Origin of the sequence: Paucilactobacillus kaifaensis (assembly GCF_005405145.1) — a bacterium.
Classification (GTDB): Bacteria; Bacillota; Bacilli; order Lactobacillales; family Lactobacillaceae; genus Paucilactobacillus; species Paucilactobacillus kaifaensis.
Genome location: NZ_BJDM01000007.1, coordinates 23,215 through 41,534, shown reverse-complemented (window position 1 = coordinate 41,534; position 18,320 = coordinate 23,215). Strand labels below are relative to the sequence as shown.

Here is an 18,320-nt window from a genome sequence, read left to right as displayed (position 1 = left end):
TAAGGAAGTGGCCAAAAATGAATTATAGTAAAAAAGATCCAGCGCTTTGGCAATCAGTTGCCAGTGAAGAAAACCGACAAGAAGACACTATTGAGTTGATCGCGTCTGAAAATATTGTTTCTGATGCCGTTCGTGAAGCCCAAGGTTCCGTGCTAACTAACAAATATGCTGAAGGATATCCAGGAAAACGATATTATGGTGGCTGCCAATTTATTGATCAGGTGGAACAACTAGCGATTGATCATGCCAAAGAATTATTTCACGCAGAATATGCCAACGTACAACCGCATTCTGGCTCACAAGCTAACATGGCTGTGTATCAGGCATTTTTAAAACCCGGTGACACAATTCTAGGGATGGGATTAGATGCTGGAGGTCATTTGACGCATGGGTCACCCGTTAACTTTAGCGGTAAGTTTTACCATACTGAAGGGTATGGATTGGATTCAGAAACTGAAATGTTAGATTACGATGCTATTTTAAAACAAGCTAAAAAAGTACAACCACAGTTAATTGTGGCAGGTGCCTCTGCCTATAGCCGGATTATTGACTGGCAAAAATTTCGTGAGATTGCTGACGAGGTCGGCGCATATTTGATGGTCGATATGGCACATATTGCGGGATTAGTGGCAACTGGTCTGCATCCTAGCCCAGTTGGTATTGCGGATGTGGTCACAACCACAACACATAAAACGCTTCGTGGACCACGTGGTGGTTTGATTTTGAGCCAAGAAAAATATGCTAAAAAGATTAATTCAGCTGTTTTTCCGGGGACTCAAGGTGGACCACTTGAACACGTCATTGCGGGTAAAGCACAGGCATTGTACGAAGATTTACAACCTGAATTTAAAAAATACACTCAAAAAATAATTGATAATGCCCATGCAATGGCTCAGGTATTTAACGAAAGTGACAATGTCCATGTTGTTTCAGGTGGGACAGATAATCACTTGATGACCATTGATATCTCTAAAACAGCGTTAAATGGCAAAGAACTACAAAATTTGTTGGATAGTGTTAATATTACGGCGAATAAAGAATCAATTCCAAATGAGCCACTAAGTCCATTTGTTACCAGCGGACTACGGATTGGAACGCCAGCAATTACCAGTCGCGGTTTTGATCCAGAGGATTCAAAACAGGTTGCCCGCCTAATTCTCCAAGTAATTAATCATGCAGATGATCAAGCACAAATGGAGTCTGTCGCTCAGCAGGTTGCTCAACTAACACAAGCACACAAAATTGTTTAAAGAAATTAAAAAAACGATTTTTCAGTGTTGAATATTTGTTACAATAGATAAGAAATTCAAAAGGAGTGTTTATTTGTCATGGGCAAATTTGAAGTACTTGATCATCCACTGATTCAACACAAGTTAACATTAATTCGAGATAAAAGTGTTGGAACAAAGATTTTTCGCGAAACTGTCAATGAAATTTCGACGCTAATGGCCTATGAAGTTTCACGCGACATGCCATTGGAAGATGTCACAGTTGAAACACCAATTTCAAAAACAGTCAAAAAACAACTTGCTGGTAAAAAAGTAGCAATTATTCCTATTTTACGTGCGGGTCTTGGAATGGTTGATGGTATTCTGGAATTAATTCCGGCTGCCAAAGTTGGCCATATTGGCATGTATCGTGACGAAACAACTTTAAAGCCCCATGAGTATTTTGTTAAATTACCATCTGATATCGACCAGCGACAATTGTTCGTGGTTGACCCTATGTTAGCAACTGGTGGATCTGCTATCATGGCGATCGATGCCCTCAAGAAACGTGGTGCAACGAATATTAAGTTTGTTTGTTTAGTTGCTGCCCCTGAGGGAGTTAAAGCATTGCAAGAAAAGCATCCGGATATTGATATTTACACTGCTTCTCTAGATGATAAGTTGAATGAGGATGGATATATCGTGCCAGGTCTTGGTGACGCAGGCGATCGGTTGTTTGGAACTAAATAATGCAAAAAAGCTCACCGAGAGGTGAGCTTTTTAGTTAGCCAGAAAATGGTGCAAGCTTTACCTTAACTTAAAGTATGCCACCTTTTTTTGCGGTACAATGACCACATAGTTTTGGAACGAGGTTAATTAAAATTGATTCACGAAGAAAAAAAACGAACTATATGGCTAGCAATTATCTTGATAGTACTGGGTATCGGGTCAATGCTGTTTGTGACCCATAATCAACTATTATACAAGCAACCATTGGTACAAGTTGTTCGAGTAACTAATAGCGCGCGACAAAAACAAAAGGATAATTTTGATAATGTCGACCATTTGACATCGCAAAAATTGACCGTAAAAGTGTTAAACGGAAAATTTAAGCACCAACAATTGGTATTAACCAATCAGTTTTCGGACTCTGGTGGTCTTGATCAAAAATATAAAATTGGTGATCAGGTTTTTGTCAACCTCCACCAAAATAGTCATCAGCGACTATCAGGCACTATTAGTGGTTACAAACGTGATGGTGTATTGGTATTTTTGGTGTGGTTAGTAGTGGCGTTGTTAATTTTGATTATGCGTAAAAAAGGATCACTGGCGTTTTTAAGTGTTCTACTTAATGGCGTTGTTTTCTTTATTGCAATCCAAATTGATTTATCATTTCAAGGTGAACACGTAATGCTAATTTTTAGTGTTCTATCGCTGCTTTTTGCCACAATGACATTATTATTGGTTTTGGGGCTGAATAGACAAATGTTGGCTACACTAGGAGCTACGGTTATTGGTACCAGTATTGCTATGTTGATCAGTTTGGCGGTCTTTCATTTGACACATGAGCGGGGGATGTTTTATGAATCCATGCAGTACGTGACACAAGTTCCACGTCCGTTGTTTTTGGCCGAAACGCTGTTGGGTTCTTTGGGGGCTGTAATGGATGAATCGACAGATATTGTGGCAACTTTATTTGAATTGAAAAGTCTTGATCCTAATGTCAGTGCTAAAAAATTATTTTTGTCTGGCCGTAAGGTGGGCCAAACTATTATGGGACCGCTCGTGAATGTTCTCTTCATGATTTTTATGGCAGATACTTTTACGTCTAGTTTACTGTATATTAAAAATGGAAATTCATGGGGCTATACGTTTGCAATGAACATGAGTTTGGGGACAGTTCAAAGTTTAATTAGTGGGATCGGCATTGTCTTGGCAATTCCAGTTGCGAGTGCGCTAGCTGGGCTACTATTAGGAAAGCGGGTGAAGGCATGAGTACGATTACCGCGTTGGGATTAGTTCTTTTAGTTGTAATGATTTTAGTTGGCGGTAAACAAGGAGCCAAGTCATTTTTTAGTTTAATATTAAATTTTGGTTTTTTGTTTATGGCGGTCATTCTTATGGCTTTTCACTTGCCACCATTAGCTGTAACTTTAATTACGGGGGTCGTTATATTAGCAATCACTATATTTATGGGTGAAGACAATTTGGTAACTGCACAAACAGCTTTTTATGCTTCGTTGATTGTTTTAGTGGTACTAGTATTATTGATTATTCCGGTAGAGCACTGGGCAATGGTACAAGGGTTTGGTGAAGAAGATTCAGATGACCTTGAAGGAATGTCAATTTTAATTGGTATTAACTTTTTGAAAATTGCCGTAACTACAACTGTTTTAAGTACGCTTGGTGCAATTGCAGAAGCGGCGATGGCAATTGCTGCAGGACTTGCAGAAATTATCCAGCAGCATCCACAAACAGTACCAAAAAAATTATTTAAAAACGGTATTTCGATTGGTGAACAAATCATTGGGACGACGTTCAATACTTTGTTTTTTGGTTTTTTTGGCGGCTTTTTAGCTTTGTTTATCTGGTTCTCAGGCCTCCACTATACTTTTGGTGAGGTTATTAATAACAAAATTTTTGTGGCGGAATTAATCATGGTATTAGTTTCCTTCGTTGGAGTGATTTTGACCGTTCCAATTACTGCTTTTGTAATGGGACAACGTCAACGAATCTTATTGACAGGTGCAAGCAAATAGGGTATTCTAAGTCCAATTAAATATCCTTTTAATTCGATCCAGTGAGGTTGAAAAGGGAACCCTGATACGATTGCATTATGCAACCTAAAAATATCAAGACAGCCTTTACAATCTTACTGGATTGTGATGGCTGTTTTTTATTCTGAGGAGGTAGACAAATGCAACAACGTGACGTCGTTTTAGATATTGGTGATCGACCTAAGTTTGGCCAATGGGTGGGCTTATCAATCCAGCACATGTTTTCTATGTTTGGATCCACTGTGTTAGTGCCAATATTAGTCGGGTTAAACCCAGGTATTGCACTATTTAGTTCTGGAGTCGGGACGTTGTTATATATATTAATTACCAAAGCTAAGATTCCAGCATACATGGGCTCTAGTTTTTCATTCATTGTCCCAATGGTAGCTCTAATGAAAACGGCTGGGTATCCAGCGATCGCACAAGGAACAATTGCTGTTGGGGCCGTATATCTGATTGTGGCTTTAATTGTTAGTTTTTTTGGCTCTGACTGGATTGACCATGTGCTGCCACCCATTATTGTGGGGCCAATCGTCATGGTAATTGGTCTGTCTTTGGCCACAACAGCAGCTAAAGACGCCACCATCAATGCTGCTGGTAAGTACGATTTGAAATTTTTTGCTGTAGCAATTGTGACATTGCTAATAACAATTTTTTTCAACATGTACTTACGCGGATTTTTGGGTTTAATTCCTATTTTATTGGGAATCGTCGTCGGCTATTTGTTAGCGGTTTTTGTGGGAATCGTGGATTTTAAGCCGGTAATGAATGCTGCTTGGTTCAGCTTACCATCGTTTCAAGTACCCTTTTTGACCTACCATCCACAACTATACTGGGGAGCAATTCTAAGCATGGCCCCAATTGCCTTTGTTACAATGACCGAACATTTAGGTCACATTATGGTTTTGAATCAGTTAACTGGACGAAACTTTTTTAAATCACCAGGGCTAAATCATACGCTTGCTGGAGATGGAACAGCATCGGTAATTGCAGCCTTTGTTGGTGGGCCACCTGTTACAAGTTATGGTGAAAATATTGGTGTATTAGCGATTACACGAGTTCATAGTGTCTATGTGCTCGGTGGAGCTGCTTTTTTTGCAATTATTTTTAGTTTTGTGGGTAAATTAAGTGCCTTGATTGAGTCAATTCCGAGTCCAGTTATTGGTGGAATTTCTTTCTTGTTATTTGGGGTAATTGCATCTAGTGGTCTTCGCGTATTAATTGATAAACGAGTTGATTTTAACCAGAAGAGAAATCTTATGATTTCTTCCACAATTTTGGTGATTGGAATTGGAAATGCGTATTTACAACTTGGCCAGTACCAATTTTCAGGATTGGCTGTTGCAGCAGTTCTAGGAATTATTTTGAACTTAATTTTACCCAAACAGGCAGCTAGCGAAAATTAATTAATGTCGTTTAACGCTGTCATAGCAATACTTATCACGTGCTAATTTTGTGATTTATTTTTTTAAATTTTTTTGATATTTAATTTGATTGGTGGTATGATTTCATTTGTATTTTGATTCGTCGCAAGATGTAATTTAGCTGCATTTATGCATGTCGTTTCATAAATATATTAGCCAAAATTAATTGTTATAAAGAAAAGAGGTGGAATATACATGGGTGGTGAATCAGCTTATACGTTTAAGCTTTTTGGCCTCATGTTTGACTGGACTAATGTGATTTCAGGGCTAATCGTTTGCGTAATTGTTTTTTGCGTATTGTTTGGTTTATCCCGAAAAATCCAAATGAAACCCAAAGGTGGACAAAATGTTTTAGAATGGATGATTGATTTTACTAATGGTATTGTTCGAGGACAAATGCCAGCAAGTAAAACTGGTCAATATAGTTTTTTTGCCTTTGTTTTGTTTATTTTCATATTTGTTGCTAACCAAATTGGTTTAGTATTTCAGTTTGGCTGGGACGGTCATGAATTGGTCAAAAGTCCGACGGCAGACCCCGTTGTCACATTGACTTTGTCACTAGTGGTGATGTCGTTGGCGCATTTTGCTGGAGTTGCAGAGTATGGTTTTAAAGGTTACGTTAAGTCGTACGTTAAGCCGTTTGCGTTGTTATTACCAATTAACCTATTTGAAGAGTTTGGTAATTTTCTAACGTTAGGTCTTCGTATATTTGGTAACATTTATGCCGGTGAGCTGTTATTGAAGCTGCTTGCTTCACTTGCATTCTCACACGGGCCACTCACAATGATTGTTGCCTTACCACTTGAAATCATTTGGCAAGGATTCTCAGTTTTCATTGGTGCAATTCAAGCATATGTCTTTGTAACATTAACGACGGTTTATATTTCTCGGAAGGTTTCCGAGGAATAATACACTCTAAGGAGGATTTATATAATGGGAGCAATTGCTGCAGGAATCGCTGCGATGGGTGCCGCTATTGGTGCCGGTGTTGGTAACGGTCTTGTTATCTCACATACACTGGATGGAATGGCACGTCAACCTGAATTATCAGGACAACTACGTGGTACGATGTTTATCGGTGTTGGTTTGATTGAAGCTATGCCTATTTTGGCGATCGTTATTGGTTTCCTTGTAATGAACAAGTAATCATTAATTTAAATAATTTCATTTATGGGGAGGTGTCAATAGATGTTTGCACAAAGTGTTCTAGCTGAATCAAATGGTTTGTACATTGGTGATATGCTGTTTTACATAATTTCATTTGTGATTTTGATGTTATTAGTAAAGAAGTTTGCATGGAAGCCAGTCGTGAAAATGATGCACGATCGGGCTGAAAAGATCGCTAATGATATTGATAGTGCTGAAGAGTCACGAAATGAAGCAAACGAGCTAGCGCAAAAACGACAGTCAGAGTTAAAAAATTCTCGCCAGGAAGCTGCTAGCATCGTTAATGATGCTAAGCAAAATGGGGAGACACAACGAGCTCAGATTGTTGAAACAGCACAAAATGATGCGCAAGCACTGAAAGAAGCTGCACAAAAAGATGCACAACAAGCACGTCAAGATGCTCTTAAAGGTGCGCAAAATGACGTGGCAAACTTATCTATTGAGATTGCAACCAAGATCATTCACAAGGAATTAAATGCCAATGATCAAAAAGCCTTGATTGATTCTTATATTGAAGGGTTGGGAAAAGATGAGTCTTGATAAAATGACAATTGCAAACCGTTATGCAAAAGCGTTGTTTGAATTAGTCGTTGAACAAGATCAGCTTGACGAAACGTTTGAAGAGTTGGTGCAATTGCGCCAAGTATTTCAAACTAATGATAGTTTAGCCGCTGTACTTACAGGGGCAGAATTATCGCTCTTTGAAAAGCAATCATTGATTCAAGTGCTTACAAACGGTGCTAGTACCGTTGTGGCTAACTTGATTAAAATGGTTTTTGATTACGGTCGTATGGATGATATGGTCGCAATTATTGATGAGTTTGAACGACGGTATGATTCACGTAAGCAACGGGTTCATGCTAAGGTTGTCACAGCAGTTAAGTTGGATGCAACGCAAAAAAATCAACTTGTTCAGACTTTCGCTAAGCGCATCGGCGCTAAGCATGTACTAATAGATGAACAAGTTGATCCATCAATTTTGGGCGGAGTGATCGTTAGCGCAAATAATGAAACGCTTGATGGTAGCTTAAGTTCTAAGATTGAGCAGATTCGTCGTTTACTTGTTAAATAACCTATATCTTTAGTGAAGAGGTGAAACTTTTATGAGCATTAAGGCTGAGGAAATCAGTTCACTCATCAAGCAGCAGTTAGCAAATTACCAAGATCAGCTATCAGTTGAAGAAACTGGAACTGTCACATATGTTGGTGATGGAATTGCCCGTGCTCACGGGCTTGATAACGCAATGGCTGGTGAGTTGCTCGAATTTGATAATGGTGTCTATGGAATGGTTCAAAACCTTGAAAGCAATGATGTTGGTATCGTTGTTTTGGGTGAGTTCGGTGGAATTCGTGAAGGCGATAGTGTCAAACGAACTGGCCGAATCATGGAAGTTCCAGTTGGAGATGCCTTATTAGGACGGGTTGTTGATCCACTTGGTCGTCCTATTGACGGACTAGGTGAAGTTAAAACTGAAAATACACGTCCAATTGAAAAAAAGGCTCCTGGCGTTATGCAACGTCAGAGTGTTTTTGAACCACTACAAACAGGAATTAAGGCGATCGATGCGTTAGTTCCAATCGGTCGTGGTCAACGTGAGTTGATTATTGGAGACCGTAAGACTGGAAAAACATCAGTTGCGATGGATACAATTATTAACCAAAAAGATCAAAACATGATTTGTATTTATGTTGCGATTGGTCAAAAGGAATCAACTGTCCGTGGTCAAGTTGAAACATTACGCCGTTATGGTGCATTGGATTACACGATTGTGGTTTCAGCTGCTCCGTCTGATCCTGCACCACTATTATGGATTGCTCCATATGCTGGTGCAGCAATGGGTGAAGAATTTATGTATAACGGTAAACATGTCTTGATTGTTTATGATGATTTATCAAAACAAGCAGATGCTTACCGTGAATTATCATTAGTTCTTCGTCGACCACCTGGTCGTGAAGCTTACCCTGGTGATATTTTCTATACTCATTCTCGTTTACTTGAACGAGCAGCTAAGTTGTCTGATGAATTAGGAGGTGGTTCAATGACCGCCCTTCCAGTCATCCAGACACAGGCTGGGGATGTCTCCGCCTATATTCCAACCAATGTTATTTCCATTACTGATGGACAAATTTTCTTGGATGCTGACTTATTCTACGCCGGAACGCGTCCAGCGATTGACGCTGGTACTTCTGTTTCCCGTGTTGGTGGGGATGCCCAAGTTAAAGCAATGAAGAAGGTTGCCGGTACTTTGCGTCTGGATTTGGCTTCTTACAGTGAGCTAGCTTCCTTTGCACAGTTCGGTTCTGATTTGGACGAAGCTACACAAGCTAAGTTAAATCGGGGTCGTCGAACAGTTGAAGTATTGAAGCAAGGACTTCATCAACCTGAATCCGTGTCACAACAAGTTGTTATTTTGTATGCATTAACTCATGGTTATCTTGATGATGTTGCAGTAGATGATATTTTGCGGTTTGAAAGTGAACTGTTTGATTTCTTTGCTGCTAGTCACCAAGACCTATTTGATGAAATCAAGAAGACCTCTCAGTTACCCGAAGGTGATCGCCTTGATTCAGCATTGAAAGAGTTTGCTGCAACATTTCAACCAACTGAGGCAAAGAGCGCAGCAACTAACGATACCAGTAATTAGGATTTAACCAGTAGGAAGGGACGGTGAGATTAAGTGCCAGCTTCACTTGCAAGTGTTAAACATAAGATTGCAACTACTAAAAACATGCGTCAAATTACGACTGCAATGCAAATGGTTTCAACTTCTAAGTTGAATCAAATTCAGCATCATACGAAGACATATCAGGTGTATGCAGCCAAAGTAGAACGAGTGGTGGCCCATCTTGCACAATCTCATATTATTGGGTCATCTTCTGCTGGCGACAATTCGGCAGTTTCTCCACTAATTGAAAAACGGCCAGTTAAAAAAACTGGTATTCTAGTAATTACTTCTGATCGTGGATTAGTTGGTAGTTACAATAGCAATGTAATTAAAGAGACGCTTGATTTTATGCGAACACACCAAATTACAGCTGATAATAGTGTTTTTCTGACTGTTGGTAATACTGGAACTGAGTTTTTCACTAAGCGCGGCATGAACGTAGCTTATGAATATACCGGTGTCAGTGATGTTCCAACATTTAATGAAGTTAGGGAAATTGTTAAGACGGTAACTGATATGTATAGTAATAGCATTTTTGATGAGTTATTCGTTTCATATAGTCATTTTGTGAATCGAATTTCATCTAGCGTTAAAACTATTCAAATGTTACCAATTTCTGAAGATACACTTGCGCAGACAGTTTCTGAGGAAACTGAGGCAGATCAAGTTGGTCCGGAATATGAATTTGAACCTTCAGAAGAAGATATTCTTTCAGTTGTTTTACCACAATATGCTGAAAGTTTGGTCTATGGAGCAATTTTAGATGCGAAAACATCTGAGCATTCATCGAGTTCCAATGCGATGCGTGCTGCTTCAGATAATGCACGAGATATTATTTCATCATTAGAGTTGCAATATAATCGTGCGCGTCAAGCTGTGATTACCACCGAAATTACTGAAATTACCGGTGGAATGACGGCGGTTGAATAAATTTTTACAAGATAGGAGGATACAACAAAATGAGTTCTGGTAAAGTTGTACAAGTTATCGGACCTATCGTCGATGTTGAATTCCCCTTGGACGGTGAATTACCTGATATCAATACAGCGCTAAAAATTAAATTGGCTGATGGAAATAGTTTGACTGTTGAAGTTGCCCTTGAACTGGGTGACGGTGTGGTTCGAACAATTGCCATGGATGGAACTGATGGTTTACAGCGTGGAATGGATGTCGAGAATACGGAAGCGTCAATTAGCGTACCCGTAGGCGATGACACCCTCGGTCGGGTATTTAACGTTTTAGGTGAACCTATTGATGGTGGCGCAGAGTTCGGTCCGGATGCACAACGCGATCCAATTCACCGAGAAGCACCAGATTATGATGAACTAAGTAACAGCACCGAAATTTTGGAAACAGGAATCAAAGTTATTGATTTACTGGCACCATATGTTCGGGGTGGAAAAGTTGGTTTGTTTGGTGGTGCCGGTGTTGGTAAAACTGTGTTAATCCAAGAACTAATCCACAATATCGCACAGGGTCACAATGGAATCTCTGTCTTTACGGGTGTCGGTGAACGAACTCGTGAAGGAAACGATATGTACTTTGAAATGAAGGCCTCGGGAGTACTCGAGAAAACTGCCATGGTGTATGGGCAGATGAACGAGCCACCTGGTGCCCGGATGCGGGTTGCGTTAACTGGCTTAACGATTGCGGAATATTTCCGTGATGTAAAGGGACAAGACGTGTTGTTATTTATTGATAACATCTTCCGTTTTACTCAAGCTGGTTCGGAAGTTTCGGCGTTACTTGGCCGGATTCCTTCAGCCGTTGGTTATCAACCAACCTTAGCAACTGAAATGGGTCAGTTACAAGAGCGAATTACATCGACTAAGAAGGGATCAATTACTTCGATCCAAGCTGTTTATGTTCCTGCCGATGATTATACTGATCCTGCTCCCGCAACTACATTCGCGCACTTGGATGCCACAACTAACCTTGAACGTTCGTTGACACAACAAGGAATTTATCCAGCAGTGGATCCATTAGCGTCAACTTCGACTGCTTTGACACCAGAAATTGTTGGCCAAGAGCACTATGAAGTTGCTACTGAAGTGCAACATGTTTTACAACGTTATCGTGAATTACAAGACATTATTTCTATTCTTGGAATGGATGAATTGTCGGATGATGAAAAAACGATTGTTGCACGCGCACGTCGAATTCAATTCTTCTTGTCACAAAGTTTCAGCGTAGCTGAACAATTTACTGGTTTACCCGGTAAGTACGTGTCATTAAAGGACACAGTACGTGGATTTAAGGATATTTTGGATGGTAAGTACGATGACTTACCAGAAGATGCCTTTCGCTCTGTTGGTCCAATTGAAGACGTGGTTGAAAAAGCAAAGCAAATGCAGACTAATTAGGAGGGATTTAAATGGCTGATCATATGTTTAATGTCACCATTGTTACTCCTGATGGAACTGTTTATGACAAAGATACAACGATGATAATTTTGAAAACACAAAATGGTGAAATGGGAATTTTACCTAACCACATTCCGGTTGTAGCCTCACTGCAAATTGATGCGGTGCGTGTTAAATTGGATTCTGGGGAAGATAAAATTGCGGTTAATGGTGGCTTTGTTGAATTTAGCGACAATTCAGCTACCATTGTCGCCGACAGTGCTGAAACGCCAGAGAAAATTGATGTTAGTCGTGCACAGAGTGCAAAAACTCGTGCCGAACAACATATTCAACATGCACATGAAGTTCATGATAAGGATGAATTATCACGAGCAGAAGTGGCGTTGAAGCGAGCTGTCAATCGTTTGAGTGTTTCTCAAAAATAGATCATATAAAAAAGACTAACCAGTTTTGGTTAGTCTTTTTTATTTTGACTTTAATTGTGAGTCGTTAAGTCTTTTAAACTTTGGTTAAGAGTCGCGACAGTTTAGCTGATGATATGGTATGATTAAAATTGATATAAAGGGGTAAAACATGAAACAAGTAGGAATCGAAGCTTTATTAACTTTAATCGTTCAATTTGGATTTATTTGGATGACGTTTAAGTGTATTCAGGGAATTCATTTTGAACGTTTTTTTCGGCAGGCGCCGCGGGGACTTTCACTGCTAATTGTGCTTTTGTCCGTTGCAATTGGCTATACTTGTGCCAGTTTCTTTATGAACTTTTTTGATTCAATTCGAAATTTAACTTTTTTAATAAAATAAAATTAATTGCTGGAGGAAATATTCATGGAAAAAATCATCGTTAAAGGTGGGCATCGTTTAGAAGGACGCGTAAAGATTGAAGGTGCTAAAAACGCTGTGTTACCAATCCAAGCGGCCAGTATTTTAGCATCTAGTGGTCAAGTCCATTTGACGAATGTACCAATTTTGTCGGATGTTTTCACAATGAATAATGTGCTTAAATTTTTGAATGTTGGCGTTGATTTTCGGCAGGACACTAACGAAATTATATTTGACGCAACAAAAGAAATTTCCTCTGAAGCTCCATTTGAATATGTATCAAAGATGCGGGCATCAATGGTTGTAATGGGGCCGTTGTTGGCGCGTTGTGGTCATGCTAAAGTTGCTATGCCGGGTGGCTGTGCGATTGGAACTCGGCCTATTGATTTGCATTTAAAGGGATTTGAAGCACTGGGAGCTCGGATTGAACAACATGATGGTTATGTTGAAGCTTATGCTGATCAATTGATTGGAGCTAATATTTATTTAGACTTTCCTAGTGTCGGAGCAACCCAAAATATTATGATGGCAGCAACGCTAGCACAAGGAATTACAACAATTGAAAATGTCGCGCGTGAGCCAGAAATCGTTGATTTAGCTAACGTCTTAAATAAGATGGGGGCTCGAGTTCACGGCGCTGGAACGGAGACAATCCGGATCCAAGGGGTTACATTCTTACACGGTTGTGACCACAGCGTTGTGCAGGACCGTATTGAAGCAGGAACGTTCATGGTTGCAGCTGCTGTGACAAATGGTGATGTTATTATTGAAGATGCAATTGCAGAGCATAACAAACCATTAATCTCTAAGTTAGAAGAAATGGGCGTTACGGTCGTTGAACAAGATGATGGAATTCGAGTAATTGGAACTTCGGTTTTATTACCAGCAAATGTTAAAACAATGCCACATCCAGGGTTTCCCACGGATTTACAGCCACAGGTTTCTGTTTTACAATTAATGGCTAATGGCACCAGCACATTAAATGAGACTGTCTTTGAAAATCGATTTATGCATCTGGAAGAATTACGCCGGATGAATGCTAATTTCAGAATTGAAGGCCCAATGGCAATTTTAAACGGACCGACTAAATTTAATGGTGCCGAGGTTTCTGCCACTGATTTAAGAGCAGCAGCAGCATTAGTGTTAGCTGGCTTAGTGGCCAATGGATATACACAAGTTCGTAATTTAAAATATCTTGATCGTGGCTATTACAATTTTCACGGTAAGTTGCAGGCATTAGGTGCTGATATTCACAGAGTTGATGTCGATGATGTAACTACGATTGATATAAGTCAAATCAAACAAAATTAAAATGATAAACGAGATCATGATGTTAACATCACGATCTAACTAATTATGGTATAATACCGGTCGAGCAAAAGGTGAAGGGAGCAACAAGTTAAAATGGCAAAGGATATCGGAATTGATCTTGGAACAGCAAATGTACTGATTTACGTACAAGGAAAAGGTGTTGTACTGAATGAGCCATCTGTCGTTGCAGTGGACACGAAAACTGACAAAGTATTGGCAGTTGGTTCAGAAGCATATCGAATGGTAGGACGAACACCAAGTAATATACGGGCGATCCGCCCACTTAAAGATGGGGTTATTTCAGATTTTGATGTAACTCAAGAAATGTTAGCATATTTTATCAATAAATTAAGTGTTAAAGGATTTATGTCTAAACCTAATATTATGATTTGTGCGCCTACTAATATTACTGAAATTGAGCGTAAAGCAATCATGCAAGCGGCTGAACAGTCTGGTGGGGGCAAGGTTTATTTGGAGTATGAGCCAAAGGTTGCTGCTATTGGTGCCGGATTAGATATTTTCAAACCAAGCGGTAATATGGTAATTGATATGGGTGGTGGAACTAGTGATATCGCAATCTTATCATTAGGCGATATTGTTTCTAGTCATTCATTACGTGTTGCTGGTGATAAAATGAATAGTGACATTGTTGCTAGCATCAAAAACAAACATGGTCTTGTCATTGGGGAACATTCTGCTGAAAACATCAAGATGGAAATTGGAACGGCTTTAAGGAGCGATGATCCTAAAACCATGGAGGTTCGCGGCCGAGATGCAATGACAGGTATGCCACGTTCAATTCAAATTGATGCAAATGAAATTGAAGAGGCATTGCATGAAACACTGCAGCAAATCGTTAATGCTGCTATTGGTGTGTTAGAGACGGTACCGCCTGAATTAGCATCGGACATTATCGACCGGGGAATCATGTTAACTGGTGGAACAGCATTGTTAGATGGTATTGACCAACTATTCAGTGATCACCTTAAGGTTCCAGTAGTAGTCTCTGAGAACCCGCTAGACAATGTTGCAAAGGGTGCTGGAGAATTACTTGAACGGATGCAAAAAAACGGAAAAAAATAAGGTGACAAAATGTTACGATTAGTTAAGTGGTGTATCGGTTGGTATCAGAGAAATATTTCGGCACGCCGGCCGGCAACTTGTCGCTACACGCCAACATGTTCTAATTATATGTTGGAAGCAATTGATCGTTTTGGTGTTTTGGGAATTTTGATGGGGATGGCACGAATTTTACGTTGTCATCCATTTGTCAAAGGTGGATTTGATCCTGTCCCAGAGCATTTTTCTTTGTTGCGTAATAAAATCAAATAGAATTAAATCAGGTGAAAAAGTGACCAAAAAAGATAAAACAGTAGAAGTAACAGTGCATGACACAATGCGCGACCAACAGCCAATTCAAGAAATTCTAATTGGCAAGAATGTTATTGGTGAGATTCGTCCGGATGGAGATCGGTTTGTGGCGAGAGTTCAAGATGGTGAACAATTTAGAGCTCGTTCTCAAGAAGAGGGCCTCGAATTAGTCTTGCAAGAATATCATTTACATCAGGGATAATGGCGTAAGTGTAAGTAAAGAGGAGTTTCTGTAATGCAACAAAGAACAACCACTAGAGAAGAAAATTCACGAATTGACTATGGCATTATTTTTTGTGTTTTATTGCTGGGTTTAATCGGACTAGCATCCATTTATGTTGCCGCAACACATGATAAGCAGTCAACTAGTGTGGTTAGGCAAGTTGTAACTCAGTTAATTTGGTACGCAATTGGTTCGGCAGCAATTGCTGTGATCATGCAATTTGACTCAGAACAGCTATGGAAAGTTGCACCAGTTGTTTATTGGCTTGGCATTTTCTTAATGTTTGCGATTTTAGTTTTTTATAGCCGTTCTTATTATGTTAGTACGGGTGCCAAAAGCTGGTTTGCAATTGGACCATTTACGTTTCAGCCATCTGAAATTATGAAGCCGGCCTACATTTTAATGATGGGGCGTGTGATTACTGTTCATAATAACCAATATGCCACACATAATGTTAGATCAGATTTTTTGTTGATTGGTAAAATGGTACTGTGGATTCTACCGATCGTTATTTCATTGAACTTTCAAAATGATTTTGGTACCACGTTAGTGTTTGTGGCTATTTTTGGTGGAATGTTATTAGTTTCCGGAATTACATGGAAAATTATTGTTCCTGGAGTAACTGCAGCGGTGGCATTGGGGACAACAGTGTTGACGCTAGTAGCCACCACATGGGGACGGAATATTCTTGAACATGTTGGGTTTCAATCATATCAATTTTCTCGAGTTGATACGTGGTTGCATCCTGCACAAGATACGTCTAATCAAGGGTATCAATTGTGGCAAAGCATTAAAGCAGTTGGTTCAGGATCAATTTTTGGTACTGGGTTTAATAGTTCAAAGGTGTACGTTCCGGTTCGTGAATCTGATATGATTTTTTCTGTTATTGGAGAGAACTTTGGCTTTATTGGGGCAGCATTATTGATCTTGTTGTATTTGCTCTTGATTTACCAAATGATCCGGGTTACTTTTGATACGCGTAATGAATTTTATGCGTATATTTCGACCGGGGTAATCATGATGATTTTATTTCATGTTTTTGAAAATATTGGTATGAGTATTGGATTGTTACCATTGACTGGAATTCCGTTACCATTCGTTAGTGCCGGTGGTTCATCGTTACTAGGTAATATGATTGGTATTGGGATTATTATGTCAATGAGATACCATCATCATTCATATATGTTTAGTAATAATGAACAATTTAGATAAAATCAAAGGAGTTAACGACAATGAGTGAGGCAACAAATTATTTTTGGACTAAAAAACAAGAGGATGGAACCACCCGTGTTGGTTTAAATAATGTTGGTGTGGATGATTTGGGTAAAATAAATTTTGTCGATGTACCAGCTGTAAAAACACAATTGACAGAACAGGGACCATTTATTTCAGTTGAGGCAGAAAAGGCTGTGTCTGACTTGCCAAGCCCACTTGAAGGTGAAATTGTAAAAATCAACCCTAAGTTGAGTGATGGACCAGATGCGCTAAATGCTGGTAATTCTGATGAACGTTGGATTGTAGATGTTAAATAATTAGATCAACGAAGCTTGACACGTCTATTTTGACTCAGTATAATCAGGAACAATAATGAATATAAAATTTAATTTAAAAGATGAGTAGATTTCTACCAATTAAACAGAGAGCCTCAGTTGCTGAAAAGAGGTTAGGCGGTAGTTTTGAAGATGGTCTTTGAAATAATTAATTGTAAATGAGTTATTTTGAATAACTAATTTGTAATGGTAGTTGCCCATTAGCGCACATGAGTTTTTAACTCGCTGAGTTAGCAATCGTGAGGTTGCTAAAAAGTTAGGTGGTACCACGCAAAGGTTGCTTTTCGTCCTATTGAATGAATTTATTATTCAATTTTGATGAAAAGCTTTTTTATTAGGTGAAAAGGAGGAATGAAACGGTGATTGAATTTAAGGATGTTTCTAAAACATTCAATGCAAAAGAGGGCCAGGTTCATGCGGTTGAGGATGTTAACCTAAATATCCCGGATGGGAAAATTTATGGAATTGTTGGTTATTCTGGTGCGGGGAAAAGCACATTAATTCGTATGTTGAATGGTTTGGAATTTCCCACTACTGGATCAGTGACGATTAATGGAACTGAAATTAGTGGCTTAAGTGGTAAAGCACTGCGCAATCAACGACTAAAGATTGGCATGATCTTTCAACATTTTAATTTACTTTGGTCCCGAACAGTAATTGAGAACATTGAGTTTCCGTTGGAAATTGCGAAAGTACCGAAAAAGCAACGGGTTGAAAAAGCACAGCATTTAGCTGAACTTGTTGGATTGGCAGGACGAGAGAATGCGTATCCATCTGAATTATCAGGTGGTCAAAAACAACGAGTTGGGATTGCTAGAGCGCTAGCCAATGATCCTGAGATCTTATTGTCAGATGAAGCTACCAGTGCCCTTGATCCACAAACAACAGATGAAGTATTGGATTTATTGTTGAGTATCAATAAGCAATTGAATTTAACAGTGGTAGTAATTACACACGAAATGCATGTTATTCGTAAAATTTGTGATCAAGTTGCAGTGCTTGATGCTGGTAAGATCGTTGAACAAGGGCCAGTCTTAGACGTCTTTAAACGACCTCAGCAAACCATTACGAAGCGATTTGTTAATCAAGAAACGGGCAGTAGCAATTTGGATGATACAACTGTGGTAGTTAGTGAGTTGTTGACCAAATATTCAAACGGTGTAATTGTTAAGTTAACTTTTCATGGTGATCAAGCTAAGTTGCCAATTGTATCTGAAATGTTGCGTCAATTCCCAGATGTTGATTTAAGTATTATCGAAGGAAGTATCCATCAAACGCAAGAGGGTGCCCTAGGGTCATTGTATATCCAATTGATTGCAGAGCAGCAAGATAACATTAACGGCGCATTGGAATATCTCAAAACAATGCGTGTTGAAGTGGAGGTGATCAAACGTGGATAATAACGGATTTGCATCATATTTTCGATTTAGCAATGTTG

21 protein-coding genes are annotated in these 18,320 nt (G+C 39.3%); all 21 read left to right on the top strand.

Going from position 1 to position 18,320, the window contains the following annotated elements; translation table 11 throughout:
* Positions 1-17: 17 nt before the first annotated feature.
* A complete protein-coding gene (gene glyA, locus FFM51_RS04570) occupies positions 18-1,250 on the top strand; it encodes a serine hydroxymethyltransferase (RefSeq protein WP_137597458.1) in 1,233 nt (410 codons plus the stop codon).
* 78 nt (positions 1,251-1,328) lie between these two features.
* Positions 1,329-1,958 (top strand): uracil phosphoribosyltransferase, encoded by a 630-nt coding sequence (gene upp / locus FFM51_RS04565; protein ID WP_137597457.1) that lies wholly within the window; start codon positions 1,329-1,331, stop codon positions 1,956-1,958.
* A gap of 132 nt (positions 1,959-2,090) precedes the next feature.
* Positions 2,091-3,203, top strand: coding sequence for a YibE/F family protein (locus tag FFM51_RS04560; protein ID WP_223875893.1), 1,113 nt, complete (start codon positions 2,091-2,093; stop codon positions 3,201-3,203).
* On the top strand, positions 3,200-3,967 hold the full coding sequence (locus FFM51_RS04555; protein WP_137597456.1) for a YibE/F family protein: 768 nt from the start codon (positions 3,200-3,202) through the stop codon (positions 3,965-3,967). The genes FFM51_RS04560 and FFM51_RS04555 overlap by 4 nt, the downstream gene beginning before the upstream one ends.
* Before the next feature lie 158 nt (positions 3,968-4,125).
* On the top strand, positions 4,126-5,391 hold the full coding sequence (locus FFM51_RS04550) for a solute carrier family 23 protein (protein ID WP_137597455.1): 1,266 nt from the start codon (positions 4,126-4,128) through the stop codon (positions 5,389-5,391).
* Between the two features lie 213 nt (positions 5,392-5,604).
* Entirely contained in the window at positions 5,605-6,318 is a 714-nt protein-coding gene (atpB, locus tag FFM51_RS04545) for a F0F1 ATP synthase subunit A (protein ID WP_137597454.1), read from the top strand.
* A gap of 24 nt (positions 6,319-6,342) precedes the next feature.
* Positions 6,343-6,555, top strand: a complete 213-nt coding sequence (gene atpE / locus FFM51_RS04540) for a F0F1 ATP synthase subunit C (RefSeq protein WP_041094186.1) — start codon at positions 6,343-6,345, stop codon at positions 6,553-6,555.
* A gap of 42 nt (positions 6,556-6,597) precedes the next feature.
* The gene (gene atpF, locus FFM51_RS04535) at positions 6,598-7,116 is read left to right on the top strand and encodes a F0F1 ATP synthase subunit B (RefSeq protein ID WP_137597453.1); all 519 of its coding nucleotides are present in this window, start codon (positions 6,598-6,600) and stop codon (positions 7,114-7,116) included.
* Positions 7,106-7,648 carry an ATP synthase F1 subunit delta gene (atpH, locus tag FFM51_RS04530; protein WP_137597452.1) on the top strand — a complete coding sequence of 181 codons (543 nt, stop codon included), beginning with the start codon at positions 7,106-7,108 and terminating at the stop codon, positions 7,646-7,648. Before atpF ends, atpH begins: the two co-directional genes overlap by 11 nt.
* 31 nt (positions 7,649-7,679) lie before the next feature.
* On the top strand, positions 7,680-9,221 hold the full coding sequence (atpA, locus tag FFM51_RS04525; RefSeq protein WP_137597451.1) for a F0F1 ATP synthase subunit alpha: 1,542 nt from the start codon (positions 7,680-7,682) through the stop codon (positions 9,219-9,221).
* A gap of 33 nt (positions 9,222-9,254) precedes the next feature.
* The gene (locus FFM51_RS04520; RefSeq protein WP_137597450.1) at positions 9,255-10,172 is read left to right on the top strand and encodes a F0F1 ATP synthase subunit gamma; all 918 of its coding nucleotides are present in this window, start codon (positions 9,255-9,257) and stop codon (positions 10,170-10,172) included.
* Between the two features lie 29 nt (positions 10,173-10,201).
* Complete coding sequence (atpD, locus tag FFM51_RS04515) at positions 10,202-11,605, top strand: F0F1 ATP synthase subunit beta (protein ID WP_137597449.1); 1,404 nt, start codon at positions 10,202-10,204, stop codon at positions 11,603-11,605.
* A gap of 11 nt (positions 11,606-11,616) precedes the next feature.
* Positions 11,617-12,030 (top strand): F0F1 ATP synthase subunit epsilon, encoded by a 414-nt coding sequence (locus FFM51_RS04510; RefSeq protein WP_137597448.1) that lies wholly within the window; start codon positions 11,617-11,619, stop codon positions 12,028-12,030.
* 148 nt (positions 12,031-12,178) lie between these two features.
* Positions 12,179-12,409, top strand: coding sequence for a DUF1146 family protein (locus tag FFM51_RS04505; RefSeq protein WP_137597447.1), 231 nt, complete (start codon positions 12,179-12,181; stop codon positions 12,407-12,409).
* A 24-nt stretch (positions 12,410-12,433) separates the two neighbouring features.
* Positions 12,434-13,738, top strand: a complete 1,305-nt coding sequence (gene murA, locus FFM51_RS04500; RefSeq protein ID WP_137597446.1) for a UDP-N-acetylglucosamine 1-carboxyvinyltransferase — start codon at positions 12,434-12,436, stop codon at positions 13,736-13,738.
* A 93-nt stretch (positions 13,739-13,831) separates the two neighbouring features.
* On the top strand, positions 13,832-14,821 hold the full coding sequence (gene mreB / locus FFM51_RS04495) for a rod shape-determining protein (protein ID WP_137597445.1): 990 nt from the start codon (positions 13,832-13,834) through the stop codon (positions 14,819-14,821).
* A gap of 9 nt (positions 14,822-14,830) precedes the next feature.
* Positions 14,831-15,070, top strand: a complete 240-nt coding sequence (yidD, locus tag FFM51_RS04490) for a membrane protein insertion efficiency factor YidD (protein WP_137597444.1) — start codon at positions 14,831-14,833, stop codon at positions 15,068-15,070.
* Positions 15,071-15,089: 19 nt separating this feature from the next.
* Complete coding sequence (locus tag FFM51_RS04485) at positions 15,090-15,311, top strand: DUF2969 domain-containing protein (protein WP_137597443.1); 222 nt, start codon at positions 15,090-15,092, stop codon at positions 15,309-15,311.
* 33 nt (positions 15,312-15,344) lie between these two features.
* Entirely contained in the window at positions 15,345-16,544 is a 1,200-nt protein-coding gene (locus tag FFM51_RS04480) for an FtsW/RodA/SpoVE family cell cycle protein (RefSeq protein ID WP_137597442.1), read from the top strand.
* A gap of 20 nt (positions 16,545-16,564) precedes the next feature.
* On the top strand, positions 16,565-16,864 hold the full coding sequence (locus FFM51_RS04475; RefSeq protein WP_137597441.1) for a glycine cleavage system H family protein: 300 nt from the start codon (positions 16,565-16,567) through the stop codon (positions 16,862-16,864).
* 377 nt (positions 16,865-17,241) lie between these two features.
* The gene (locus FFM51_RS04470) at positions 17,242-18,282 is read left to right on the top strand and encodes a methionine ABC transporter ATP-binding protein (RefSeq protein WP_137597440.1); all 1,041 of its coding nucleotides are present in this window, start codon (positions 17,242-17,244) and stop codon (positions 18,280-18,282) included.
* Positions 18,283-18,320 lie beyond the last annotated feature (38 nt).